The 23,890-nt window shown below is 55.6% G+C and carries 21 protein-coding genes and 2 tRNA genes; 16 read left to right on the top strand and 7 right to left on the bottom strand.

Annotated features, from left to right (window positions below):
• Nucleotides 1–2: 2 nt before the first annotated feature.
• The gene (gene serB / locus WA922_RS11390) at nucleotides 3–881 is read right to left on the bottom strand and encodes a phosphoserine phosphatase SerB (RefSeq protein ID WP_424771827.1); all 879 of its coding nucleotides are present in this window, start codon (nucleotides 879–881) and stop codon (nucleotides 3–5) included.
• Here serB and miaA point away from each other — a divergent pair.
• The 4 genes from miaA to ilvC all read left to right on the top strand — a co-directional run bounded on the left by miaA (nucleotide 874) and on the right by ilvC (nucleotide 5,273).
• The gene (gene miaA, locus WA922_RS11385) at nucleotides 874–1,830 is read left to right on the top strand and encodes a tRNA (adenosine(37)-N6)-dimethylallyltransferase MiaA (protein ID WP_424771826.1); all 957 of its coding nucleotides are present in this window, start codon (nucleotides 874–876) and stop codon (nucleotides 1,828–1,830) included. The two genes, serB and miaA, sit on opposite strands and share 8 nt — an antisense overlap.
• 90 nt (nucleotides 1,831–1,920) lie before the next feature.
• The gene (gene ilvB / locus WA922_RS11380; protein WP_424771825.1) at nucleotides 1,921–3,672 is read left to right on the top strand and encodes a biosynthetic-type acetolactate synthase large subunit; all 1,752 of its coding nucleotides are present in this window, start codon (nucleotides 1,921–1,923) and stop codon (nucleotides 3,670–3,672) included.
• A gap of 23 nt (nucleotides 3,673–3,695) precedes the next feature.
• Nucleotides 3,696–4,211 (top strand): acetolactate synthase small subunit, encoded by a 516-nt coding sequence (gene ilvN, locus WA922_RS11375; protein ID WP_424771824.1) that lies wholly within the window; start codon nucleotides 3,696–3,698, stop codon nucleotides 4,209–4,211.
• Between the two features lie 27 nt (nucleotides 4,212–4,238).
• On the top strand, nucleotides 4,239–5,273 hold the full coding sequence (ilvC, locus tag WA922_RS11370) for a ketol-acid reductoisomerase (protein ID WP_424771823.1): 1,035 nt from the start codon (nucleotides 4,239–4,241) through the stop codon (nucleotides 5,271–5,273).
• A 24-nt stretch (nucleotides 5,274–5,297) separates the two neighbouring features.
• Here the strand turns inward: ilvC and WA922_RS11365 are convergent, their stop codons facing one another.
• Together WA922_RS11365 and WA922_RS11360 are read right to left on the bottom strand one after the other, a co-directional pair.
• Nucleotides 5,298–5,927: a DUF6969 family protein gene (locus WA922_RS11365; RefSeq protein WP_424771822.1), complete on the bottom strand. Its 630-nt coding sequence runs from the start codon at nucleotides 5,925–5,927 to the stop codon at nucleotides 5,298–5,300.
• Between the two features lie 496 nt (nucleotides 5,928–6,423).
• Nucleotides 6,424–7,092 carry a YHS domain-containing (seleno)protein gene (locus tag WA922_RS11360; RefSeq protein WP_424771857.1) on the bottom strand — a complete coding sequence of 223 codons (669 nt, stop codon included), beginning with the start codon at nucleotides 7,090–7,092 and terminating at the stop codon, nucleotides 6,424–6,426.
• Between the two features lie 160 nt (nucleotides 7,093–7,252).
• On the opposite strand from WA922_RS11360, the gene leuA reads away from it, so the two are divergent.
• From leuA to WA922_RS11345, 3 genes are all read left to right on the top strand, one after another.
• Nucleotides 7,253–8,932 (top strand): 2-isopropylmalate synthase, encoded by a 1,680-nt coding sequence (leuA, locus tag WA922_RS11355; RefSeq protein ID WP_424771821.1) that lies wholly within the window; start codon nucleotides 7,253–7,255, stop codon nucleotides 8,930–8,932.
• A gap of 43 nt (nucleotides 8,933–8,975) precedes the next feature.
• On the top strand, nucleotides 8,976–10,019 hold the full coding sequence (locus WA922_RS11350) for an amidohydrolase family protein (RefSeq protein ID WP_424771820.1): 1,044 nt from the start codon (nucleotides 8,976–8,978) through the stop codon (nucleotides 10,017–10,019).
• 105 nt (nucleotides 10,020–10,124) lie between these two features.
• A complete protein-coding gene (locus WA922_RS11345; protein WP_424771819.1) occupies nucleotides 10,125–11,093 on the top strand; it encodes an NAD(P)H-dependent flavin oxidoreductase in 969 nt (322 codons plus the stop codon).
• A 2-nt stretch (nucleotides 11,094–11,095) separates the two neighbouring features.
• On the opposite strand, the gene WA922_RS11340 is transcribed toward WA922_RS11345, so the two are convergent.
• Together WA922_RS11340 and WA922_RS11335 are read right to left on the bottom strand one after the other, a co-directional pair.
• A complete protein-coding gene (locus tag WA922_RS11340) occupies nucleotides 11,096–11,803 on the bottom strand; it encodes a hypothetical protein (RefSeq protein ID WP_424771818.1) in 708 nt (235 codons plus the stop codon).
• Between the two features lie 182 nt (nucleotides 11,804–11,985).
• Entirely contained in the window at nucleotides 11,986–12,474 is a 489-nt protein-coding gene (locus tag WA922_RS11335; RefSeq protein WP_424771817.1) for a flavodoxin family protein, read from the bottom strand.
• 80 nt (nucleotides 12,475–12,554) lie between these two features.
• Between WA922_RS11335 and recJ the strand changes: the two genes are divergently transcribed.
• From recJ to phoB, 9 genes are all read left to right on the top strand, one after another.
• Complete coding sequence (gene recJ / locus WA922_RS11330; protein WP_424771816.1) at nucleotides 12,555–14,357, top strand: single-stranded-DNA-specific exonuclease RecJ; 1,803 nt, start codon at nucleotides 12,555–12,557, stop codon at nucleotides 14,355–14,357.
• Nucleotides 14,358–14,456: 99 nt separating this feature from the next.
• Nucleotides 14,457–14,531, top strand: a tRNA-Glu gene (locus WA922_RS11325).
• Nucleotides 14,532–14,583: 52 nt separating this feature from the next.
• Nucleotides 14,584–14,658: transfer RNA gene (locus tag WA922_RS11320), tRNA-Glu, on the top strand.
• Between the two features lie 106 nt (nucleotides 14,659–14,764).
• Entirely contained in the window at nucleotides 14,765–15,949 is a 1,185-nt protein-coding gene (locus WA922_RS11315) for an ATP-binding protein (RefSeq protein ID WP_424771815.1), read from the top strand.
• A gap of 146 nt (nucleotides 15,950–16,095) precedes the next feature.
• Nucleotides 16,096–17,481: a phosphate ABC transporter permease subunit PstC gene (gene pstC, locus WA922_RS11310; protein WP_424771814.1), complete on the top strand. Its 1,386-nt coding sequence runs from the start codon at nucleotides 16,096–16,098 to the stop codon at nucleotides 17,479–17,481.
• Nucleotides 17,474–18,760 carry a phosphate ABC transporter permease PstA gene (gene pstA, locus WA922_RS11305; RefSeq protein WP_424771813.1) on the top strand — a complete coding sequence of 429 codons (1,287 nt, stop codon included), beginning with the start codon at nucleotides 17,474–17,476 and terminating at the stop codon, nucleotides 18,758–18,760. The genes pstC and pstA overlap by 8 nt, the downstream gene beginning before the upstream one ends.
• Before the next feature lie 38 nt (nucleotides 18,761–18,798).
• Entirely contained in the window at nucleotides 18,799–19,545 is a 747-nt protein-coding gene (gene pstB / locus WA922_RS11300) for a phosphate ABC transporter ATP-binding protein PstB (protein ID WP_424771856.1), read from the top strand.
• Complete coding sequence (phoU, locus tag WA922_RS11295; protein ID WP_424771812.1) at nucleotides 19,545–20,213, top strand: phosphate signaling complex protein PhoU; 669 nt, start codon at nucleotides 19,545–19,547, stop codon at nucleotides 20,211–20,213. The genes pstB and phoU overlap by 1 nt, the downstream gene beginning before the upstream one ends.
• A gap of 98 nt (nucleotides 20,214–20,311) precedes the next feature.
• Nucleotides 20,312–21,001 (top strand): phosphate regulon transcriptional regulator PhoB, encoded by a 690-nt coding sequence (gene phoB, locus WA922_RS11290; protein ID WP_424771811.1) that lies wholly within the window; start codon nucleotides 20,312–20,314, stop codon nucleotides 20,999–21,001.
• A 135-nt stretch (nucleotides 21,002–21,136) separates the two neighbouring features.
• Here phoB and WA922_RS11285 read toward each other — a convergent pair whose 3' ends face one another.
• Both WA922_RS11285 and WA922_RS11280 read right to left on the bottom strand, forming a co-directional pair.
• On the bottom strand, nucleotides 21,137–22,627 hold the full coding sequence (locus WA922_RS11285; RefSeq protein WP_424771810.1) for a UdgX family uracil-DNA binding protein: 1,491 nt from the start codon (nucleotides 22,625–22,627) through the stop codon (nucleotides 21,137–21,139).
• Entirely contained in the window at nucleotides 22,624–23,868 is a 1,245-nt protein-coding gene (locus WA922_RS11280; protein ID WP_424771809.1) for a putative DNA modification/repair radical SAM protein, read from the bottom strand. The genes WA922_RS11285 and WA922_RS11280 overlap by 4 nt, the downstream gene beginning before the upstream one ends.
• Between the last annotated feature and the right edge of the window lie 22 nt (nucleotides 23,869–23,890).

Here is a 23,890-nt window from a genome sequence, read left to right as displayed (position 1 = left end):
GATTAGTGCCTCCAGTCGCGGCGCGGAATGCCCAACAGACTGAGAATCTGCGTCAGATCCCCTCTATCGACCCAGCTGGATGCAGCAGAGCGCGCGGCCGGCTTAGCTTTGTAAGCGACCCCGTAATCGGCTGCCTGCAACATCGGTATGTCATTGGCTCCGTCCCCGGCAGCCAATACCGGCCCGCCGCCTAATTTCCCCAGTTCCTCTGCAAGAACAGCTTTTTTGGTGCTGCTATCCGAAACCGGTCCGGTCAGCCGCCCGGTCAGCTTGCCGTCAGCGACCTCAAGCCGGTTGCCAGTGACCCGATCAAAACCAAGTTGCACCGCCACATCGTCGGCAAAATGATGGAAGCCGCCGGTGACCAGCGCAGAGCGGCACCCATGCGCCTTCAATGTCTGCACCAATGTTCGCGCACCGGGCTCTGGCCGGATGCGATCGGCCAGACACTGTGCAATGGCAGCTTCCGGCACGCCTGCGAGTAACATTACGCGCTCTTTCAAAGCCGATTCAAAATCTATCTCACCGCGCATCGCGCGTTCCGTTATGGCCGCAACATGATCCTTCAGTCCGGCAAAATCAGCGAGCTCGTCTATGCATTCCTGTCCGATCATGGTTGAGTCCATATCGGAAACGAACAGCCTCGGCACGGTGATGTCGGCATGGGCAATCAGTACGGCGGACGGCGCGAAATGGGTTTCGATCACCTCTCGCAAACGGACCTGATTTCCGTCCGGCAAGGAAAGATGAACAACCGGAGCTTCCAGCTCCAGCATGCGCGACATTGCCACTGGCATTGACTGATCGCGCAACTGTGCGAGCGCCGCCTCAAGATGCGTTTCAAGTCCTGCTGGGTCTGCTATCAGCCGGGCCGTGAGCACAACGCATTCTCCTGATTCCAAAGGCAAGCCGCCCCTGGCGCTCATCGCAGGGCCTACCGCCAGCGGCAAGACCGATATTGCCGTTAATCTGGCATTGGCGTTGAAAAGCCGCGGAAGGAAGGCTGCGGTTGTCAATTGTGACAGCGCGCAGGTCTATCGTGATCTCGGCACGCTCAGCGCCCGACCCACCGCAGAAGACATGCGCGGCGTGGCGCATCTGCTGTTCGGAACATGGGACGGGGCCACCGCTTGTTCGACTGCGGACTGGGCAAAGGCCGCGAAAGAAACGATTGCGCGGCTTCACTGCGACAATACCATGCCGATCCTTGTGGGCGGGACTGGTCTTTATATCCGCACCTTGCTCGATGGCATTTCTCCCATACCGCCGATCGATCCCGATATACGCGCAGCCATCCGCGCTATGGATCAGAGCGATGCCCGTTCCGCCCTGGAAGCAGAAGATCCCGAAGCCGCCGCGCGGCTCGCGCCCGCCGATACCGCCCGTACTGCCAGGGCACTCGAGATTATACGATCCACCGGCACACCCATGTGGAAATGGCACGGCCAGCAGGTGGGCGGAATTGCCAAATCTATCCATCTGCATCCGTTAATTCTGGTGCCAGAACGTGAAAAGCTCTATGCCAAATGTGACGCGCGGTTCAACTGGATGCTGCGTAATGGCGCAATTGAAGAAGTACAGGCTTTGCTGGCACGCGGCCTCAATCCTGAATTGCCGGTCATGCGGGCTATTGGCGTCCGTGAAATTGCTGGCTGGTTAGAAGGCGGCTGTTCGCGCGATGAGATGATTGCACGTGGACAAATGGCCACACGGCAATATGCAAAGCGGCAATACACCTGGTTTCGCAATCAATCCCCTCCGAACTGGCAGCGGATAGACCCCGAAAGTTTTGTTTTGAGCACTCATTTTGAATTAATATTTCAAGATTAACAGTTGACGGGAGGGTTTTGTTACGCAAAAGGCGCAGTGATTAAATAGGCATAACACACCAGCGGTATATTCAGGAAGTAGAGAGAAACAGTGGCACAGCAGGAGCGCAGCGGCGCATCCATCTTGGTAGAAAGTCTGGTTCAGCAGGAGGTTGACTGTATCTTCGGCTATCCCGGCGGCGCAGTCTTGCCTATTTATGACGAGCTGTTCGATAATCCGCGCATTCGCCATATTCTGGTCCGTCATGAAGCTGGCGCTGCCCACGCAGCAGAGGGCTACGCGCGGTCCACCGGCAAACCCGGCGTGGTTCTGGTAACCTCCGGCCCCGGCGCGACCAATGCGGTTACCGGCATTGCCGATGCCTATCTCGATTCCATTCCGCTGGTGATTATTACCGGTCAAGTCCCGACTGCATTGATTGGCACCGATGCTTTCCAGGAAGCCGACACGATCGGCATCACGCGCCATTGTACGAAGCATAATTACCTCGTCAAAGACCCGTCCGAATTACAGGCGGTCATTGCAGAGGCGTTCCGCATCGCGACAACCGGACGGCCCGGCCCCGTTCTGATTGACATTCCCAAAGACGTCCAGATTGCGCTTGCCGAATGGTCCGACGCTCCTGAAGAATTGCCGTCTTCCAAACGCTATCAACCGCGTGTTGAAGGTGACGCGGATGCCATAGCAGAAGCCATTGCTCTGCTCGAAAAAGCAGAGCGACCGATACTCTACACCGGCGGCGGCGTCATCAATTCCGGCCCGGAAGCCTCGACCTTACTGCGCGAATTGCAAAACGTGACCGGGGCGCCAGTGACATCGACATTGATGGGCCTGGGCGCATTTCCCGCTCAGCATGATGACTGGTTGGGCATGCTGGGTATGCACGGCACCTATGAAGCCAATATGGCGATGAACCGGTGCGATCTGATGATCTGCGTGGGTGCGCGATTCGATGACCGTGTAACCGGGAGGCTGGATGCTTTCTCGCCCGGATCGACCAAAATCCACATCGATATTGACCGCGCCTCAATCAACAAAACTGTTGCGGTCGATCTGCCAATCGTCGGTGATTGTTCCGCAGTCTTGCGGCAATTGATTGATGCATGGGGCAGCAATAAACCGCGCGATCTGACCGAGTGGAAAGCCCGCATTGACGGCTGGCGCGCGCGCGAAAGTCTCGCCTATCCGCCGCATGATAGCGAGATCATGCCGCAAAAGGCAGTCGAACGTCTGTTTGAACTTACCCGCACACGCAATCCGATTATCACCACAGAAGTCGGCCAGCACCAGATGTGGGCTGCGCAATATTTCCATTTCTTTGATCCGAACAAGTGGCTGACCAGTGGCGGGCTTGGAACGATGGGATATGGGCTTCCCGCAGCCATTGGTGCGCAGCTCGGCAATCCTGACGATCTCGTGATCGATATTGCCGGTGAGGCATCAATCCAGATGAATATTCAGGAACTGGGCACGGCGAGCCAGTACCGGCTGCCGGTGAAAGTATTCATTCTCAACAATGAATATATGGGCATGGTGCGCCAATGGCAGGAACTGACCTATGAAAGCCGTTACTCCAATTCATACTCGGACAGCCTGCCTGATTTTGTGGCGCTCGCAGAGGCCTATGGTTGGAAAGGTATCCGCATTCACAATGAAAGCGAACTTGATGCAGGTATCGAGGCGATGATGGCCCATGACGGGCCCGTAATTGTCGATTGCCAGGTGTCCAAGGATGCCAATTGTTATCCGATGATCCCCAGCGGCGCAGCGCATACTGATATGCTGCTATATGGTGATCACGTTGACGGAACGATGGATGATGAAGCCAAGGCGCTTGTCTAGGGCCGCGGTTTAAGGACATTATCATGCAAATCACGAAAGCCGCATCCGAACGCCACGTGTTGACTGTAACGGTCGATAATGAACCGGGTATCCTTGCCAAGATCACCGGGCTGTTTACGGCCCGCGGCTATAATATCGACAGCCTGACCGTGGCCGATATCTCTGAAGATCACGCGATCAGCCGGATCACGATCGTCACTAATGGTCCGCCAGAGGTTATCGATCAAATTCAGGCGCAACTGGAACGGTTGGTGCCGGTCCATAAGGTCGTCGATCTGACCGAGGCCGGCGCTCATGTTGAACGAGAGCTGGCTCTCATCAAAGTCGCTGGTACGGGCGATGACCGGGTGGAGGCGCTTCGCCTCGCGGACGTATTCCGCGCTCAGGTTGTCGACACAACTACCAGCAGCTTTATATTTGAACTCACAGGGTCCCCGGACAAAATCGATAATTTCGTCATTCTAATGCGAGAGCTCGGATTGGTTGAGGTTGGCCGGACGGGGATCGCAGGGATGATGCGTGGTGCTAACGGCTCTTAAAGCCGCTCACCACAGGAAAGGGAAATAATGAAAGTCTATTACGATTCCGACGCCGATCTTGATCTGATTAAAGGCAAGAAAGTCGCGATTGTCGGTTATGGCAGCCAGGGCCATGCTCACGCGCAAAACCTGCGTGATAGCGGCGTTGCCGAAGTCGCCATTGCATTGCGCGAAGGGTCTGCCACGCGCAAAAAGGCAGAGGCCGCTGGCTTTAAAGTCATGGGTAATACAGAGGCGGCTGAATGGGCTGACCTGGTGATGGTTCTTGCACCGGACGAACATCAGGCGGCGATCTGGGCCGAGGATATGGCAGGCCATATGAAATCTGGTGCAGCGCTTGCTTTTGCTCACGGTCTGAACGTGCATTTCGGTCTGATCGAACCGCCAGCGGATATTGATGTTATCATGATCGCGCCCAAGGGTCCTGGACATACGGTACGCAGTGAATATCAGCGTGGCGGCGGCGTACCCTGCCTGATCGCAGTGCATCAGGAAGGCACCAGTTCCGGCGGCAACGGCTATGCCAAATCGCTCGCTCTGTCCTATGCCAGCGCGATGGGCGGTGGCCGTTCGGGTATTATCGAAACCAATTTCAAGGAAGAGTGCGAAACCGATTTGTTCGGCGAGCAGGCGGTTTTGTGCGGCGGTATTACGCATCTGATCCAGGCCGGTTTCGAAACGCTGGTGGAAGCCGGCTATGCACCCGAGATGGCCTATTTCGAATGCCTCCACGAAACCAAGCTGATTGTCGATCTGCTGTATGAAGGCGGCATCGCCAATATGCGCTACTCGATCAGCAACACGGCGGAATATGGCGATATCAAAACGGGTCCGCGGATCATCACTGCTGAAACAAAGGCGGAAATGAAGCGTGTGCTGGAAGATATTCAGGCGGGCCGCTTCGTGAAAGACTTTGTGCTGGATAACCGCGCCGGTCAGCCCGAGCTGAAGGCATCACGCAAGGCGGCCGAAGCACATCCGATCGAGAAAACCGGTGCGGAATTGCGCGCGATGATGCCGTGGATTTCTGCCAACAAGCTGGTCGATAAAGATAAAAACTAAGCCGCTGGCATTGGCTCAGCGTGTTTAATCAAGCAGTGTTTCGAGATTGAGGGGCGTGGAGGATAATATTTCTGCGCCCCGATCCTCTGCCTGTACCGTATCGCGGGCAATCACTGCATCACGTTCGGCCAAAATGCGCGCAACGGGTTCCCGCTGCAATGCCACGAGCGCGGTCAGCCAATCATTTACGAGCGGATCACCGGACGGCCCGCGAAAATCGATCTTGCCGAGCATATCAGTAATAGACGAGGCAGGATAGAGCCACTCATCAGTGACCCAGCGATTGACCGTAAACCAGTCCGTTGGCAGCCCGCTATGATTGATAGACAGGGCAGCGACATGGACCACATCGGCGCGCTTTTGCTTCGTCGGAGGGGCCGGCATTATTGACGTTACTTCAGCTGGCAAAGCAGGTTTGCCGACAAATAAATGAAAATGGCCGTGTTCGTTCTCGCCGCGCTCTTCGGGTGCGTGGCAGTGGTAGAACCAGCGGGCGGATAAACCGCCATTGACCACGTCGCTTTCAGGATAATGGCTCCAGCTTTGGGCCTCACCATCTGCGTTGCCAATTACGCGCTGCATCAGCGGCGCCCCGCTGGCAAACATGGCCTGCGTGCTGGCGATGAATAGATTGCTGGCCTCGCTGCGGTCCACTGTGTTTCCTAAGATAAAACAGAATTCGGGCGGTTGCCGCTCAACTGGGGGAGAACGCGGCAACCGACCGAATTTGGCGTCAAACCCTAGCGCGGTTTAGCGGCGCAGGGGTTTGCAGCACAGGGATTGGCAGCACAGGGATTGGCAGCACATGGCTTGGCCGCACATGGCTTGGCCGCACAGGGATTGGCAGCACAGGGGTTAGCGGCGCAGGGGTTGGCGGCGCAGGGGTTAGCGGCGCAGGGGTTGGCGGCGCAGGGGTTAGCTGAAGCCTTGATCGTGCGTGCTGCCTTGCGCTCTTGGCGTTTCTGGCGCTGGTCGGCATAACTGCTGGAATTGCTGAAACCTGCTGGGCCGCATGGTGCGTCAGCGATGGCAGGGGTGGAGACCACTGAAAGTCCGCCGGCGACGAGCAGCATGGCTGCGATATTCTTGCTGTTCATTTCAAATTCCTATCGTGTGTAGAGATGTTGGGACTATTGTTTTTGTTGCTCGATCACGCGCCGAACTTGGCATCGTCGGGGATATTGACCCATTGTCCGTCCGCCTTCGAAATGAAGCCAGCGACATCCGAGAGCCACGTCTGCTGAACTTGCTTGTTGAAGTTCAGATAGAGCTTGCCATCGACGATCTTGTACAGCGTGGCATCACCCGGAGCGAGGGAGCCGCGCGACATGGCCCAGGCGCAGTGGCCGCCATATTGCGGGGCAAATGCGGCAGGGTCGTCCTGAAACGCTTTCATGTTCTCAGCTGAGGAAAAATGATAAACTGCGCCGTCATGCTCCGCGGCAAATTTTGCAAGGCCGATAGCAGGCGTGCCGTTGCCGCGGAAATAACTGACGGTATCATATCCACCGACGGCGATATTCTCACCTTCGATGCCGACAAATACGGGCTTCGCAACAACATCGACAGGCGTAAGTGACACTGTAATTGGCGCGATAACTGCCAAGGCAGACAGTATAATCAGAGATTTTTTCATAATGATGTCCTGCGTGGGTAAGAAATTGGATGCGTAGTCGGATTGAACACTCACTTGTTCGCAGGCTTGAAGACATTCGTTACAAACGCGGGAAAAGTTTTCCTGGTTTCGCGCATTACGCTGGCACGCCCTGCGCCCCGATATGCGTTTGAGCCGAAAAAAAGAAAGACGCTGGACAGCCACGGCCAAGTTTCGCATACAGCAATGATGGCCGGTTCTTTTGATATTCTGTTACGACTTACGCGCCCTTGGGCGTAAGATGCGGCGCGGCCTGATCCGGTGCGCCAGAGCGCCCAAGGGAGTTTGAGCCAGCCCATCGCCCCGCAATCAGATAGACCGCCCTATGACTATGCTTCATGATCCATCGCGCAAATATCGCGCATTCCCGCAGATTGATTTACCCGACCGAAAATGGCCTAGCCGGGCCATCACCGCCCCGCCCCGCTGGCTATCCACCGATTTGCGTGACGGGAACCAGTCCATCATCGACCCGATGGATGCAGTGAAGAAAAATCGCTTCTTTGATTTACTGGTCGAAATCGGTGTGAAGGAAATTGAGGTAGGCTTCCCCAGCGCAGGGGCAACCGAGTTCGATTTCATTCAAGGCCTGGTACAATCAGGCCGCGTTCCCACCGACGTCACGCTGCAAGTTCTCACTCAATCGCGCGAGGATTTGATCCGCGCATCCTTCGAAAGCCTGCATGGCGCCCGTTCCGCGATCATTCACCTATACAATGCCGTTAGCCCGGCCTGGCGCGATATCGTATTCCGCATGAGCAAAGCCGAAGTGCTGCAGATTGCGCAGCAGGGCGCACAGATCATGCGCGATGAGGCTGCGAAGCGCCCCGGAACCGATTGGCATTTCCAATACAGCCCGGAAACCTTCTCAACCGCAGAATTGGATTTCAGTATCGAGGTATGCGCCGCAGTGATGAACGTGTTGCAGCCCACTGCTGAAAAACCCATCATCCTCAATCTGCCTGCAACGGTGGAAGCGGCAACCCCGAATGTCTACGCCGACCAGATCGAGTATTTCTGCCGTCATTTGCCCGGCCGTGATGCAGCGGTCATCAGTTTGCATACGCATAATGACCGGGGAACCGGAGTGGCCGCAGCAGAACTTGGCATTATGGCCGGCGCGGACCGCGTTGAGGGTTGCCTGTTCGGTAATGGAGAGCGGACTGGCAATTGCTGCCTCGTCACTACCGCGCTCAACATGTATACCCAGGGCATCGACCCGGGCCTTGACTTTTCCAACATCGACCGGGTGATAGAGACAGTTGAATATTGCAATCAGATACCGGTCCACGAGCGCCACCCCTATGGCGGAGAGCTTGTATTTACGGCATTTTCCGGCAGCCACCAGGATGCGATCAAGAAAGGCTTTGCCGCGAACGAAACCCAAAATGACGAGTATTGGCGGGTGCCCTATCTGCCAATTGATCCCGCCGATTTAGGCCGTGATTACGAAGCCGTCATCCGCGTGAATTCGCAAAGCGGTAAAGGTGGCTTTGCCTGGGTGCTGGAGAAGGATCAGGGCCTGAAGCTGCCTAAGAAAATGCAGGCAGATTTTTCAAAACATGTCCAATCTCTGGCCGATAATCTGGGCCGTGAATTAAACGCGGCGGATATCTGGGCGGCGTTCCAGCAGGCCTACCACGTGCAAACCCGTCCAAAACATTTCCAGTTGATCGATTATGAAGAAAGCCGCGCTGCGGATGGCACGAGGATATTTGCCGGAACTATCGCAGTCGAAGGCGTGGAACAAAGCGTAAGCGGTCGCGGCAAGGGCCTCATCTCATCGGTGCTGGCCACGATCGAAGACAGTTTTGGGCTGCATTTGGAAATCAAGGACTACACGGAGCATGCGCTTGGCTCTGGCCGGGATGCGCGGGCGGCAACCTACCTCGAATGTATCGATGGCAGCGGCGCCGCCATATGGGGATGCGGAATTGATGAAGATGTCGCGACCGCCAGTGTACGTGCCGTATTGAGCGCCGCCAATTCCGCTATTGCCCGGTGAGTATGTATCGCTGGGGGATGCCGTGTGATAAAGGAGAATGGATATGACTGAAGACATCCTGGAGCCCGATCTTCCGATTATCGATCCGCATCATCACCTGTGGGATCTGCGTCAAATGGTGCCGATGTTTCCTGAACCGCAGCATAATTTTATCTCCGCGATCGCCGGTGCTGCGCATTACACGTTTGATCAATTGCATGCCGATGTCAGCTCTGGACACAACATAGTCGGAACAATCTTTATGGAATGCGGCGCGTTCTACAACGCAGATGCAACCGGCGCGATGAAACCCGTCGGGGAAGTGGAGTTTGTAAACGGTGTTGCCGCGCAAAGCGCCAGCGGCCTGTACGGCCCGCTTAGGGCATGCGCGGCCATTATCGGCCATGCCGACCTGACGCTGGGCAGCGATGTGGCTCCCGTGCTAGACGCGCTAGTTGCCGCCGGAAATGGACGCTTCAGGGGCATCCGCCATCAAGGTGCCTGGGATGCTGATCCCGCAGTACTCGGCCCGCCATTTCACGCGCCAGAAGGGCTATATAGCAGCAGCGATTTCAGAACCGGCTTTGCCGAATTTTCCAACCGAAATTTGACCTTTGATGCCTGGGTGCTGGAGCCACAATTGGCCGATGTGATCGCACTTGCCAAAACATTTCCCGATCAGAAAATCGTCCTCGACCATTGCGGCACCCCGCTCAATATCGCGTCCTATCAAGGAAAGCTCGGCGAAAATTTTGATCGTTGGAAAGCATCCATTACCGCGCTTGGCAAATGCGATAATGTGTCGGTCAAGCTTGGCGGCTTGGCGATGGCGTTTTGCGGTATGCCCGAAATTGGCCCGGCCAAGAATGTCACCTCTGCCGATCTCGCGATGATGTGGGTGCCGTATATCGAACATTGCATTGATGCCTTCGGCACGGATCGCGCCATGTTTGAAAGCAATTATCCGGTAGATCGGTGGGGCGCGACATATCCGGTGTTGTGGAACGCGTTCAAGCGGATCAGTGCCGATTACTCGGCGGATGAAAAGGCCGCGCTCTATGCCGGTAACGCAGCGGCATTCTACGGTATAGAAAGCGTCCTTGCCTGAACTGACATTGCGGCTGGGCGGAACCCTTTGCTCTGCCGCTCCTTACTACTTCACGATACCGGCGCAGTATATCGCGCCGCTGCCGATAAAACGAACGGAATTTCAATGGCCCTTCCCTCACCTTTCGACCGCCTGAGGCTGCCCATTATCGGGTCACCTTTGTTTATTGTCTCGGGCCCGGAATTGGTTATCGCCCAATGCAAGGCGGGAATTATCGGATCGTTTCCGGCGTTGAATGCCCGGCCATCGGGTGTACTGGACGAATGGCTCCACCGGATAACCGAAGAACTGGCGGCGCATAACCGGGACAATCCTGATCATCCGGCAGCGCCCTATGCCGTCAACCAGATTGTCCACCGCAGTAATGACCGGCTTGATGAAGACATGGACGTCTGTGCCAAATGGCAAGTCCCGATGGTCATCACCTCTCTGGGGGCTCGCGAAGAAGTGTTCCAAGCTGTTACAAGATGGGGCGGTATCTCGCTCCATGACGTGATCAATGACCGGTTTGCCCGCAAGGCGATTGAGAAAGGCGCGACGGGCCTCATCCCGGTTGCCGCCGGTGCTGGCGGGCATGCAGGTACTCAGTCACCCTTTGCGTTAATGCAGGAAATTCGCACATGGTTTGATGGATTGGTGGCTCTGTCAGGCTCCATTGCGCATGGGCGTTCGGTATTGGCAGCACAGGCGATGGGCGCTGATTTCGGCTATATCGGCTCGGCATGGATTGCGACAGAGGAAGCCAACGCCGATCAGGCCTATAAGCAGGAAATCGTCGATAGCAGCGCAGGTGACATCGTATATACGAACCTGTTTACCGGTGTTCACGGGAACTACCTGCGCGGCTCTATTGAAAAAGCTGGCCTTGATCCTGAGAATTTGCCGGTCAGCGATCCAAGCAAAATGAATTTTGGGTCTGGCGGCAACAGCAAAGCGAAAGCCTGGAAAGACATCTGGGGTTCCGGCCAGGGTGTCGGCACCGTGACTGCGGTAGAAAGCGTGGCGAACCGGGTTGACCGGCTGGAGGCAGAATACCTTGCGGCCAAGGCTGACTTGATGGAAAAACTCGGTTGACGCTAGGAGCGCCATACCCTGACAAATTTGCGGTTCTTTGATGGCGCAAGACGCAGTTTGCTCCCATCCGGGCCGGTGAATTCCTCTGCCTCGGACAGACTTCCGCGGATAATGAGAGCCTCAGCCAAACGCATCGCCAGACGGCCCGCCCAATCCCTGTCATCGGTCAGTTCCGGCTCAATTCGCAGTTCTTGTCCGGTGAAAAAGGTCAGGCCGCGCGTTTTGATGCCGCGGTCAATATCGTCCAACACCCGCACCAGCATGCCAACCGGCAGCAGCATTTTCTTATCCCAAGCCGCTGCCAACTCGCCAAACTGTAAAGGCGTATGGGCAATGTCAGAATGCTGCCAAAGGACCATTTTGCAATGCGGCAACCTATTGGCCAGACCGGCTGCCATATTCCATAGTGCTTTCACGATCGGGATAGTGCTTTCGGCGCCTGCCAAATGCGACCCCGCGACGATATTGACCGCTTCCAATCGGACCGGTGTATCCGCATAAGCATAATCGTCACTGACCGCTGCTGGCAAAGCACCTTTTCCCGGAGACAGGCCGACGAGATCATAGCTTAAACCATGCCAGATCAGCTCAGCCCAGTGAAGCGGTTCGTTGGCGTGCTCTTCACCCGACGCAACGGCTGATAACGGCTGAAGAGAATTGGTGGCCGCCTGTAAATCTGTGAGAGTAGGCCTCCCCTCTGGGGAAAACAAAAGTTGAATAGCGGCAACAACATGTTCTGGCGGGTATTCGCTTCGCAGCCTTGCACCCGGATTATTTTGTGCATTGTTGCTGATTGGACCTGCTCCTGAATATGGGTGTTCGATCTATGTAAGGAAAACTACATAAGGTCGAGTCCAGCAAATATGGCTAGCTCCGTTTTCGATCAAGTTCTTCAGTAGATGCCAAGCTTTACGCCTTCTGCCATCGCAAGCCCGAGTTCAGCGCATTGCTGTAGATGGTGGTCGGGTACCAATTTTGGCGCAAGGATTGACGCGGCGTCCTGCGCCTGGAAATTGACGATCATCGGCGCGAAAACGCGTTTGAGCCGCCAGCCCTTGGCGATCCGGTCGATTTGCCTGGTGGCCCCTTCTCCGTCTGATCCGGCGGCAATCATCGTCGCGTAGGCTCTGCCCTCTATCTGGCCGAGCAGCGGATAATATAACCGGTCGAACATCTCCTTCATCAGACCACTCATGACGGCCAGATTTTCCGGACAGACAAACAGATATGCCGCAGCGCCGAGCATGTCGCCGGCCGTGACATCCTCTGCCGCCATCATGGCGGAGCCTTGCGCTGCAGCAGCCAGCGCGGCGCGCGCCATCTGCTCGCTTGCCCCGGTACGGCTATGCCATATGATCAGAAGACTCGGCGGTGCGCTCATGCAGAAACTCTGTACAGCAATTGTCGATTGTCAAACAGTTGGCTTTGCAGCGCGGCCCGCCATAGGGTAACGGTTGCGGTATGGCTTCTGTTTCCGAAACATCTCTGCCACCCGTTTGCGGGGTATCGCATTCGCTGTCGGGCAAGGCGTGGCATTGGCGCGGCGGCAATATGGATTTAGGCCAAGCGGGTGCAATCGGCCCGCTGGGCACCGATATTGTGACACAGATTTTGTTGTCGCGGGGCGTCCCGCAAACTGATCTCGACCGGCATCGTACCCCCACGCTGCGCGGTTTTCTGCCCGACCCGTCGATCTTCAACGATATGGACGCAGCAGCTGAAAGAATAGCGCAGGCCGTCGTCGGCGGAGAGAAAATCACCATTTACGGGGACTATGATGTGGATGGCGCGACCAGCGCGGCATTATTAATCCGGACTTTGCGACTGATTGGATGTGACGCGGAATATTATATACCGGATCGTCTGCTGGAGGGATACGGTCCCAGCGGCAAGGCGCTGGTCGAACTGGGTAAGACTGGCTCCAGCCTGATTGTGACCGTGGATTGCGGCGCTATGGCTTATGAGGCACTCGGCATGGCGCGGGAGGCCGGTGTGGATGTGATTGTGGTCGACCACCACAAATGCGCGCATCAATTGCCAAAAGCAGCCGCATTGGTGAACCCCAATCGGCTCGACGAAAGCGATGAAGCCGCATCATTTGGCCATCTGGCGGCTGTTGGCGTGGCGTTTCTGCTGGCAATCGCATTGACCCGCACATTACGCGTGCAGGGCTATTTTGCCGATCGGGAAGAGCCTGACTTGATGTCGTTGCTCGACCTGGTTGCTTTGGGAACCGTCGCCGATGTCGCGGCGCTTCACGGCCTTAACCGGGCCTTTGTCGCACAAGGTCTCAAAATTATGAGCCAACGCCGCAATATCGGCATGGCGGCCTTGATTGATGCAAGCCGGTTGAAGCGAGCTCCGATCTGTAGCGACCTGGGCTTTGCCTTGGGACCCAGGATTAATGCTGGTGGCCGGGTCGGCGAATCGACCCTGGGGGTTCGGCTGCTCATCACCGAAAATCCTGACGAAGCAGCAAGGATATCGGCGCAGCTGTCCTCGCTGAATGAAGAACGCCGCGCCATCGAAGCCGAAGTGCAACAGGCCGCCGAGGCGCAGATTGCAGCGCAGCATAACCGCGCAGTGGTGGTTGTGTCCGGTACCGACTGGCATCCCGGCGTGATCGGCATAGTGGCGGGACGTATCAAAGAAAAGACTGGCAAGCCGTCATTGGTGATCGCGCTTGATGAAACCACCGGTGAAGGCAAGGGGTCTGGCCGTTCGATCGCTGGCGTTGACTTGGGAGCGGCGATTATTGCGGCACGTGAAGAAGGGTTGCTGCTGGCTGGCGGGGGACATGCGATGGCAGCAGGACTGACTGCCGAAAGCGCGCGGCTGGATGTCTTTGCCGACTGGCTTGACCAGCGGTTAAGTGCGTCAGTGTCGCGCGCGCAGACGTCCCAATCGCTCAAGCTTGACCTCTCGGTCGCCCCGCGCGGGCTCCAGCCCGAACTTGTCAATGCCCTCGAACAGGGCGGCCCTTACGGCGTTGGCTGGCCGGGCCCAAAAGTCGCGGTCGGTCCGGTTCACCTGATTAAAGCCGACATTGTGGGCACCGATCATTTGCGGCTGATAGTTGGCGGCAATGATGGTGGTTCCTTGAAAGCTATCGCTTTTCGTGCGGCGGAAACCGAGATGGGACAGGCTATTCTGCATGCCGAAAAAGGGCGCAAGATGTGGCTTGCTGGCCGGGCCAAGATTGACGATTGGGGGACCCGCCCCGCAGCCGAGCTCCACCTGGAAGACGCCGCCTGGGCTGACTGAAACAGAGTGCAAGCCATAGCACTGAAAATAGCAGTTTCATCAGCCCGGACTTGACGCCGAACATCGGCGGCCCTAATTGCCCCGCCACGCCATCGTTTTGGCCCCTTCGTCTAGCGGTTAGGACGCGGCCCTTTCACGGCTGAAACACGGGTTCGATTCCCGTAGGGGTCACCAACGATGGCAGAGCTATGTCTGATCCGGTTGTCACGGACGGCATGCCTTTCAAGGCCCCTTCGTCTAGCGGTTAGGACGCGGCCCTTTCACGGCTGAAACACGGGTTCGATTCCCGTAGGGGTCACCACGTTTGTTGCACCGGTTATGATGCTTCATCCCGCTGGGTTTCGCAAAGTATCCTCTGGTAAAGTTCTCTCTGGCAGCGTCTTGTGTGCGCAGCTATTGCGCCACAGATGGGCAATACCGAATCCACAATACCGGCCGCAGGGATCGCGTTGGCACTGCTTTCGGTGATTGGCCTGATGGCTGTCGGCACTGACATTTTTCTGGCAATCGCTGTATGTATTATCTGGGTTGGAACTTTGTTCCTCGCGCGCGCCCGCCCGCCTGCACCGCCAGCAAAACCCGAATATAATCCATATAGCAGCGGCAACATGAAGCCGTTGCTCGAATATTCCGGCACCCCGGTCCTTGTAACCGAAAACGGCCGCGTATCGGTCGCCAACCGCAGCGCCCGTAAACTGCTCGGCAAGCACATTGTCGGGCAGGATATCCGCATGGTATTCCGCCAGCCCAAGGCGATAAAGTTGCTGGAAAAGAAAAAGGGCGGGATCACCACTGTCACCGGCTTGGTCCGACGAAAGGATATCTGGCGGCTCAATCGTCAGGTCCTGCAAAACGGGCTGTCAATTGTCGAGCTGATCAATCTCACAGCAGAGGCGGATATTAGCCGTGCCCATACTGATTTTGTCGCCAATGCCAGCCACGAATTGCGCACCCCCCTCGCCTCCGTGATCGGCTATGTCGAAACGCTTCAGGAAGATGCTGGCGTACCCGAAGAGACACGCAGCAAGTTCCTGGGTACTATCCACAGCGAAGCGCAGCGCATGCAGCATTTGGTCTCTGACCTGATATCGCTTTCGCGGATTGAGGCTAGCAAGCACGAACAACCGGACTTGCCAATTGCCTTGAGGCCGCTGATTGAAAAAGCCGCGCACGATGCCGCAGGTTTCAGGCGCGCTGATCGGCTCGATTTGAGAATTCTGCACGATCTCACAGTTCAGGGCGATGACCGTCAATTGGAGCAGGTTGTCCGCAATCTGGTGGATAATGCGCTTAAATATGGCGATCCGGCGGGGCGTGTTATCGTCTCGCTGACTGAAACGATCAACGACGAAGCCAGGCTCGACATAATCGATACCGGCGACGGCATTCCAGACGAGCATATCCCGCATCTTACGCGGCGATTTTACCGGACTGATCCGGGGCGCAGCCGTGCCTCTGGCGGAACCGGTCTGGGGCTTGCGATCGTCAAGCATATTGTGGAGCGCCACCGTGGAAGGCTTGATATCACGAGCAGGGTTGGCCAAGGGACGACAGTGTCGGTGCGTCTTCCCGCACTGAAAGGCAAATCATAGCGTCTGTAACAGGAATGACATATAAATGTCACAAGGAATATGTCACATAAGTTGCATATGGTTACGATAGTCCGCATCGCATATCGAGGGTGCGACTGCACTCATAACAAATCTGCCTGACGGGCGATACAGGGCTTTCAACACCAATGTCCCCAGCGATCCTGTTATTATTAACCATTGGCCTGGGGCTTGCCGGCTGGCTGGCCGCGCGTGCACGGGCGTGGTCTTTTCGCCGCGAATCCACAAGCGGTACAATCGCATCGCTGCCTGCGTATCACGCATGGTATGTCGCATTGTGGGTAGTAATCCCGCTTATCGCTTTTATTTCCTTATGGTCAGTCGCGTCGCCTTATCTTGTCGTGCAATCGGTGCTTGCCAGTCCGGCAGCGGCCGATTTGCCTGCCTTCGGTGTCCAACGGGAATCGATTCTCAGGGAAGCGCAGGCACTCGCAAACGGTTCAACCACTGCCGTTTTCAACGACGCGGCAAATGGCCTGGTGGAGCCATTCACGCAGGCGCTCAATCGCTATAATCTGATTGGATTGCTTACGACGATCATTATCGGATTTGCCATCGGTACATGGGCATTTTTGCGGCTAAAGCCAGATTTTTCGGCGCGCACGCGGGTAGAACGAACGGTGATGTCTCTATTGCTGCTGGCATCAATGGTGGCGATCCTGACCACCCTCGGCATCGTGGTCAGTCTGATTTTTGAAACTGCCCGTTTCTTCGGCATGGTCAATCCAATCGATTTCCTGTTTGGAACAAGCTGGTCGCCTGACCCGATGAGCAATCCGGACAATCCCGATCCAAGCCGCTACGGCGCGATCCCGCTGTTTTGGGGCACCATCTATATAGGCGCGATTATCGCCATGATTGTCGCCATTCCGCTGGGATTGATGAGCGCAATCTACCTCACCCAATATGCTGACGCAAAAGTGCGCAGCTGGCTCAAACCGGCGCTCGAAATTTTGGCTGGTGTACCGACCGTCGTATATGGGTATTTTGCGGCGCTGACTGTTGCGCCGTTCGTACGCGATGTGGCTGCATCGGTGGGCATAGCCGGTGCATCCAGCGAAAGCGCCCTTGCGGCTGGATTGGTTATGGGGGTGATGATCATTCCCTTCGTCTCGTCGATGGCTGACGATTCAATCGCGGCCGTCCCGCAAGCCATGCGCGATGGCAGTCTGGCCGTCGGGGCGACCACATCCGAGACTATTAAACGCGTTCTGGTTCCAGCAGCCTTACCGGGTATCGTTGCTGGTATCATGCTCGCCATCAGCCGCGCGATAGGAGAGACGATGATTGTGGTAATGGCGGCATCCACCGCTGCCAATCTTTCGGCGAACCCGCTAGATGCGATGACGACAGCGACGGTCCAGATCGTGAAATTGTTGACCGGCGAAGGAAGCTTTGATCACCCGGCCACACTCAGCGCATTCGCGATCGGATTTGTGTTGTTTCTGGTCACACTTGGATTGAATTTCATCGCCTTGCGCGTGGTAAAGAGGTTCCGTGAAGCCTATGAGTGACACTGCACCCTCTTCGCCTTCTTCTGACATCTTTGGCAGAGGACAGCCGGCCCGTTCCAAGGTTTTTGAAGCGCGTCTGAAAAAGCGTTACGCTTCGGAGCGCCGGTTCAAGCTGCTCGGGCTGATCGCAGTGGCGTTCTCGATCTGTGTGCTGGCATTTCTGCTGATCACCATGACCTTAAATGGAATTGGCGGATTTCAGCGGACCGAATTATCGGTTCCGATCAAATTTCCCGAAGCCGGGTTGAGTGCTGATCCGCAAATGATGGCGCAACCCCAGGCGGTTCAAACTCTGGAAAGTCAGGGTCTTCCCGCAGTCGTAGAGTTTTATGCAGAACAATCACTCGGCGCAGACGTAGCTGCTGAGCTCAGCAGCAATGCCTGGCGCGAAGTCGCTGATGCTATCATCGCCGATCCTGGTATTTTGCGTGGCAATACAGAATTCTGGCTACCGTCCTCTCCCGATCTCGCGGAAGGATTTGAGAATGAAGGCGCGGCCGAATTGCAGAAAATGGCGGATAGGCTGGAGGCTCAGGGCAAGATCGAGAAGCGGTTCGATTTCGATTTCCTGACCCGCTCAGACGCCACCGATCCGCAATCCGCCGGTATTTGGGGGGCGCTCAAAGGTTCCATGCTTACAATGCTGGTCACACTGCTGATGGCCTTTCCAATTGGCGTTATGGCGGCACTGTATCTTGAGGAATATGCTGCAAAAAATCGCTGGACCGACATTATCGAAGTGTCGATCAACAATCTGGCTGCCGTACCCTCGATTATTTTTGGGCTGCTTGGTTTGTCCGTTTTCCTATGGATCTTCCCCAACATGCGCTCCGCGCCGTTGATTGGCGGTATGACCCTGGCACTGATGACGATGCCGGTAATCGTCATATCGGGACGCAACGCGATCAAAGCCGTTCCGCCGTCGATCCGCGACGGTGCTTTGGCCGTTGGCGCATCACCCGTGCAGGTGGTGTTTCATCACGTTCTGCCGCTCGCCCTTCCGGGTATTTTGACCGGAACCATCATTGGCATGGCACGTGCCTTGGGTGAAACCGCGCCTCTATTGATGATCGGCATGCGCGCATTTGTGGCAACTCCGCCAGAGGGGTTCACCTCTGCTGCGACAGTCTTGCCGGTGCAAATCTTCCTATGGTCCGATGAAATCGACCGCGGTTTTGTGGAGCGTACCTCTGCCGCTATCATCGTGCTATTGCTCTTCCTCCTGCTGATGAATGGTCTCGCCATTTATTTGCGCAACAAGTTTGAGAAAAAGTGGTGACAGTCATTCATCCCAACCTGGACAAAGCCGATGCGAAAATGAACGCTTCGGATGTCTCCGTCTATTATGGGGACAAAATGGCGATCGATAATGTGTCGATCGAAATCCCGACCAAATATGTCACGGCATTTATCGGTCCCTCGGGCTGCGGAAAGTCAACATTTCTGCGGACCATGAACCGCATGAATGATACCATTCCGAGTGCCCGCGTAGAAGGTACGATTACGCTTGATGGCGATGACATCTACCGGTCGAAAATGGATGTGGTTCAGCTGCGCGCCCGCGTCGGGATGGTGTTTCAGAAACCCAATCCCTTCCCGAAATCCATTTATGACAATATCGCCTATGGCCCCAAAATACACGGTATTGCGCAAGGTAAGGAGGAACTCGACAAGATCGTCGAAACCTCGCTCGCCCGTGCAGGTTTGTGGGAAGAGGTAAAAGACCGCCTGGCCGATAGCGGAACCGCCCTATCGGGCGGCCAGCAACAGCGCCTGTGCATCGCGCGCGCCATCGCAGTTGATCCTGAAGTCATTTTGATGGACGAGCCCTGCTCGGCCCTTGATCCTATCGCAACAGCGAAGATTGAGGAACTTATTGCAGATCTTAGCGGAAGCTATGCGATTGTCATCGTGACCCATTCCATGCAGCAGGCCGCCCGCGTCTCCCAGCGGACCGCTTTCTTTCATTTGGGTAAAATGGTAGAATATGGCCGCACATCGGACATATTTACCAATCCGGTGGAGCAGCGCACGCAGGATTATATTACCGGGCGGTACGGCTGATGAACGACCATACAGTTAAATCATTTGATGAAGACATCACACGATTGCGCGGGCTGATTGCGGAAATGGGCGGCCTGGCCGAACTGTCGATTCAGGAGGCGCTGGATGCCCTCACGACCAGCAATGAAGATTTGGCCGCCGGTGTTGTGCAGCGCGACAAAAAGATTGATGCTCTGGAAACGGAAGTCGATAAACTGGCTGTACGCATTATCGCATTGCGCGCGCCGATGGCGGACGATCTGCGCGAAGTGATTGCCGCACTCAAGATAGCTGGCGTAGTCGAACGGATCGGTGACTATTCCAAGAATATCGCCAAGCGGATCAAGGATATAGATGACGCACAGAAGTTTGCACCTCTGACATTACTGCCCGCGATGGGTGAAATCGCAAGTGATATGGTGCATGATGTCCTGTCAGCCTACGCTGCGCGTGATCCGGTTTTGGCGCGTGAAGTCATCGCAACAGATGCGAAGGTAGACGCATTTTATAACAGTATTTTTCGCAATGTTGTGAGCTACATGGTCGAAAACCCTGCGACTATTTCTACTGCGGCTCAGATATTGTTTATCGCCCGTAATCTGGAGCGTATTGGCGATCATGCAACCAATGTCGCAGAAATGGTGCATTTTGCTGCAACAGGTACGTATCCGCCGGACGATGACACATAAACTGTGAACAAGCAGCTGATGATTGTAGCGAAACTGTAACAATGCACGCGCGAATGTACTGTACCGATATCGTATAACGTTCTTCGAGGATGCCCTGCATGTCCGTTGCCAAATTATTGCTGGTCGAAGACGATCCTTCCTTATCGGAACTGCTCGAATTCCGGTTCAGGAATGAGGGCTACGATGTTCGCGTCACACCCGATGGCGACGAGGCGCTGATTCTAGCAGTCGAAGACACGCCCGATCTGATCATCCTTGACTGGATGGTCGAGGGAACCAGCGGTATTGAGGTTTGCCGCCAATTGCGGCGCGGCAAAAACACGGCGCATGTACCCATTATTATGCTCACCGCGCGTGAGGCCGAGGATGACCGTATTCGCGGGCTGGAGACGGGCGCAGATGATTATCTGACAAAACCGTTCTCACCTCGGGAGTTGCTAGCCCGCGTTGCTGCCGTGATGCGGCGCATTCGGCCAGCTCTGGCGGGCGAATCGATTGAATTGGGCGATCTTCGACTCGATGCGGTGGCCCACCGCGTCGAACGCCAAGGGCGAAATCTGCAACTGGGCCCGACCGAATACCGTTTGCTGAAATTCTTTATGGAAAGCCCAGGGCGGGTCTTTTCACGCGGGCAATTGCTTGACGGCGTGTGGGGTACTGGCAGCGATATTGAACTGCGCACTGTCGATGTCCACATTCGGCGATTGCGCAAGGCGATTGCTATCGAGAGCGCAAAAGACCCCATTCGAACCGTGCGATCAGCTGGCTATTCGATTGAAGCGGTTTAATGACGGTTGAACACATGTTTCAATAATTCAGCAGGTTAGCGACTGCTCCTGGCTGCTTTTTGGCCCCAACCTTATGGCGGCATGACGTCAATCTATCATAGCGGCATAGCGTCGCCGCACGTAGATCCCCTTCCGCTAAACTTGAAGGTTTTTATTGTAAGATTCCAACCGCTTAGCAAACGTCTTTAAATCCTGTTGAAACAGCCGTTCCTGCTCTGCCCGCGCATCACCATCCAGCCTGAGCAAATAGGATGGATGCGCCGTGATCCACAACTCGCTCTGATCGTCCATCTGTAGCGGAACCCCGCGCGCCCGCGTAATGCTAACTGTCTTACCCAGCAGCCCCCGCGCCGCGCTTGCACCCAAAGCCAAAACAAACTGCGGCCGGATAATTCTTCTCTCCGCGTCGAGCCACCAGCGACACGTGTCGATTTCTTTCGCCGTGGGTGACTGGTGTATCCTCCGCTTGCCGCGCAAAGTATATTTGAAATGCTTTACCGCATTGGTGAGATACGCGTCCTCACGATTGATTCCGGCCTGCTGCAGATGCGCGCTTAGGACCTCGCCCGCAGGCCCGATAAATGGCCGCTGTGCCTTTTCTTCCTGATCGCCCGGTTGCTCACCCACGATCATGAAAGTCGCCCGTTTTGAGAGACTTGCAGCGCCGTCATGACGGCCCTCGCCTGGAACAGCCTGTGTATCCAGGCACCCGATGGCACACTGTCTGCATGCGCCGATACCGGAGGCGATATCGTGCAGCGACGCGACCGGCTCCGAAAATTCTGAAGCGCCCGCATTCACCATGCGCGATTCCCGAGATTGCGCGCCGGCGATCAATTCCGGTATCAAAGCCGCTTCGGGCATATTCTTCCAGTATTTTTTCGGCATCTCGCTCATCATCGCGCCGATTTTGAGCCGAGCCGGGTTGAACGTTGAGGCAAAATATTGTCGCCACAAATCTTCCATCGCATCATCAGCGGGTGCATCGGAACGACTGGCGGGCCCGCTTTCTGAAAGTCTGGTTCCATCCCAATGAATACAGCCCCTTGGGGTCAAGATCGACCATTGCATATTGGCAAAGCGACGTTTGAAAAATCCTGCATTGGCGCGCACAATATGATGATCCGGCTCAAACCAGGCGACGTAGCGATCACTGGCGTCGCCATCGCTGCCTTCCACTCGGCGAAACCGTACAAAGGCATGCATTTTATGGCTGTCACGCCTGACGTTCTTAGCCAAATCTTCGATGCGCCGAACGTCATCATCCGATTTGTCTTCCATGATCCGCGGATTGCTCTGTAATCGCCACAATAACCGGTACAGCAAAGCAAACCGCTCTTCATCAGAGTGAAGCGCGGCATTTCTGGCACAATCCAGAAAACGCTTGCTGGTTTTCACCACGGAAGGGTTGATTGGCGGCGCGGGAAGTGCACCATCATCATTCTGGTCACTGCATACGGCGAACAAATCCATCGCTTCTCCCCGCTCACGCCACGACACCCGGTCTGGCGCGACGCCGCATTGGATCAGCCTACGCGCAGCATCGCGCCAATAATCGAAATCATCCGGTCTCGGCAATGAAACGGTATAAACTCCTCCTTTTTCAAGGGCTTGAACTGGCGTCATGACGCAAATAACTCCAGTTGCTCTTGCTTGGGAGCCAGCAATGTTTTTAAATCGGCGCGGTCAGTTAACGCCGTTGGCCGCCAGTCCGCTGCGCAGATGAAAGGTCGAACTTTGGCAATCGACACGGTCATCTTGCCGACATCAGCCAGTCTTAGCATGCGGTGGCGCCGCGCCGCCACTATTCGATGTACTGCGGTAACGCCAAGTCCGGGAACTCGCAGTAACAATTCCTTGGGTGCGCGGTTAACATCGAGCGGAAACGTCTCCCGAAATTTTAACGCCCATGCGAGCTTGGGATCGATATCGAGCGGCAGGTTTCCATCACTGCCGGTCGCCTGCATCACTTCCTGCGCCTGAAACCCATAAAAACGCATGAGCCAATCAGATTGATAAAGCCGGTGTTCACGAATCAGAGGTGGGCGTTTTAACGGCAGAACCGCGCTCGCATCAGGTATCGGGCTGAATGCCGAATAATAGACACGGCGTAGCTTGTACCCTGTATACAGCTTGCTCGCCTTGACCATTATATCGGAATCATTCGCGGCATCAGCGCCAACAATCATCTGCGTAGACTGCCCTGCTGGGGCAAAACGCGGCGCATGGCGAAATCGCTTTTTAGCGTCTTTGGCTTCGCTGATATCGGCTTTCACATTGCCCATCGCCCCCTCAATCTGGCTTGCGCTTTTGTCAGGGGCCAACCGTGACAACCCTTTTACGGTTGGCAATTCAACGTTGATAGAAATGCGGTCCGCAAACAGGCCCGCTTGATGAACAAGCTCGGGATCAGCCTCAGGAATGGTTTTGAGGTGGATGTATCCGCGAAAATCCATCTCCTCCCGCAGAATCCGTGCGCATTCGACCATCTGTTCCATTGTAAAATTGGAACTTTTTATGATGCCAGAGCTCAGAAACAGCCCCTCAATATAATTGCGCTTGTAAAAATTGATGGTCAGATCGGCGACCTCCTGCGGCGTGAAGCGCGCACGGCGAACATTGCTGCTTTTGCGGTTAATGCAATAATGACAATCGAAAATGCAATGGTTGGTCAACAGCACCTTAAGCAGCGATATACACCGGCCATCAGGCGTATAGGCATGGCAGATCCCCATCCCCTCGGTCGAGCCGATCCCTTTTCCGCCCAGAGAGTTTTTTTTCGACGTTCCTGATGACGCGCACGAGGCGTCATATTTTGCGGCATCCGCCAGAATGCCAAGTTTTTCAATTGTCGATAAAGAGCTCACGTGTTCTTTATATGTTCTATTA

The sequence above is a fragment of the Pontixanthobacter sp. genome (genome assembly GCF_049682855.1).
Lineage (GTDB): Bacteria > Pseudomonadota > Alphaproteobacteria > Sphingomonadales > Sphingomonadaceae > Pontixanthobacter.
The sequence above is the reverse complement of the archived record's forward strand: the minus strand, read 5'-3'. Positions and strand labels throughout refer to the sequence as shown.

Coding starts and splice junctions, on each gene's coding strand:
- pstA (WP_424771813.1), top strand. CDS start 17,474: ATGAGTGACACTGCACCCTCTTCGCCTTCTTCTGACATCTTTGGCAGA.
- phoU (WP_424771812.1), top strand. CDS start 19,545: ATGAACGACCATACAGTTAAATCATTTGATGAAGACATCACACGATTG.
- ilvC (WP_424771823.1), top strand. CDS start 4,239: ATGAAAGTCTATTACGATTCCGACGCCGATCTTGATCTGATTAAAGGC.
- WA922_RS11335 (WP_424771817.1), bottom strand. CDS start 12,474: ATGAGCGCACCGCCGAGTCTTCTGATCATATGGCATAGCCGTACCGGG.
- leuA (WP_424771821.1), top strand. CDS start 7,253: ATGACTATGCTTCATGATCCATCGCGCAAATATCGCGCATTCCCGCAG.
- WA922_RS11345 (WP_424771819.1), top strand. CDS start 10,125: ATGGCCCTTCCCTCACCTTTCGACCGCCTGAGGCTGCCCATTATCGGG.
- WA922_RS11350 (WP_424771820.1), top strand. CDS start 8,976: ATGACTGAAGACATCCTGGAGCCCGATCTTCCGATTATCGATCCGCAT.
- pstB (WP_424771856.1), top strand. CDS start 18,799: ATGAACGCTTCGGATGTCTCCGTCTATTATGGGGACAAAATGGCGATC.
- ilvN (WP_424771824.1), top strand. CDS start 3,696: ATGCAAATCACGAAAGCCGCATCCGAACGCCACGTGTTGACTGTAACG.
- WA922_RS11285 (WP_424771810.1), bottom strand. CDS start 22,627: ATGACGCCAGTTCAAGCCCTTGAAAAAGGAGGAGTTTATACCGTTTCA.
- recJ (WP_424771816.1), top strand. CDS start 12,555: ATGGCTTCTGTTTCCGAAACATCTCTGCCACCCGTTTGCGGGGTATCG.
- phoB (WP_424771811.1), top strand. CDS start 20,312: ATGTCCGTTGCCAAATTATTGCTGGTCGAAGACGATCCTTCCTTATCG.
- pstC (WP_424771814.1), top strand. CDS start 16,096: ATGTCCCCAGCGATCCTGTTATTATTAACCATTGGCCTGGGGCTTGCC.
- WA922_RS11315 (WP_424771815.1), top strand. CDS start 14,765: ATGGGCAATACCGAATCCACAATACCGGCCGCAGGGATCGCGTTGGCA.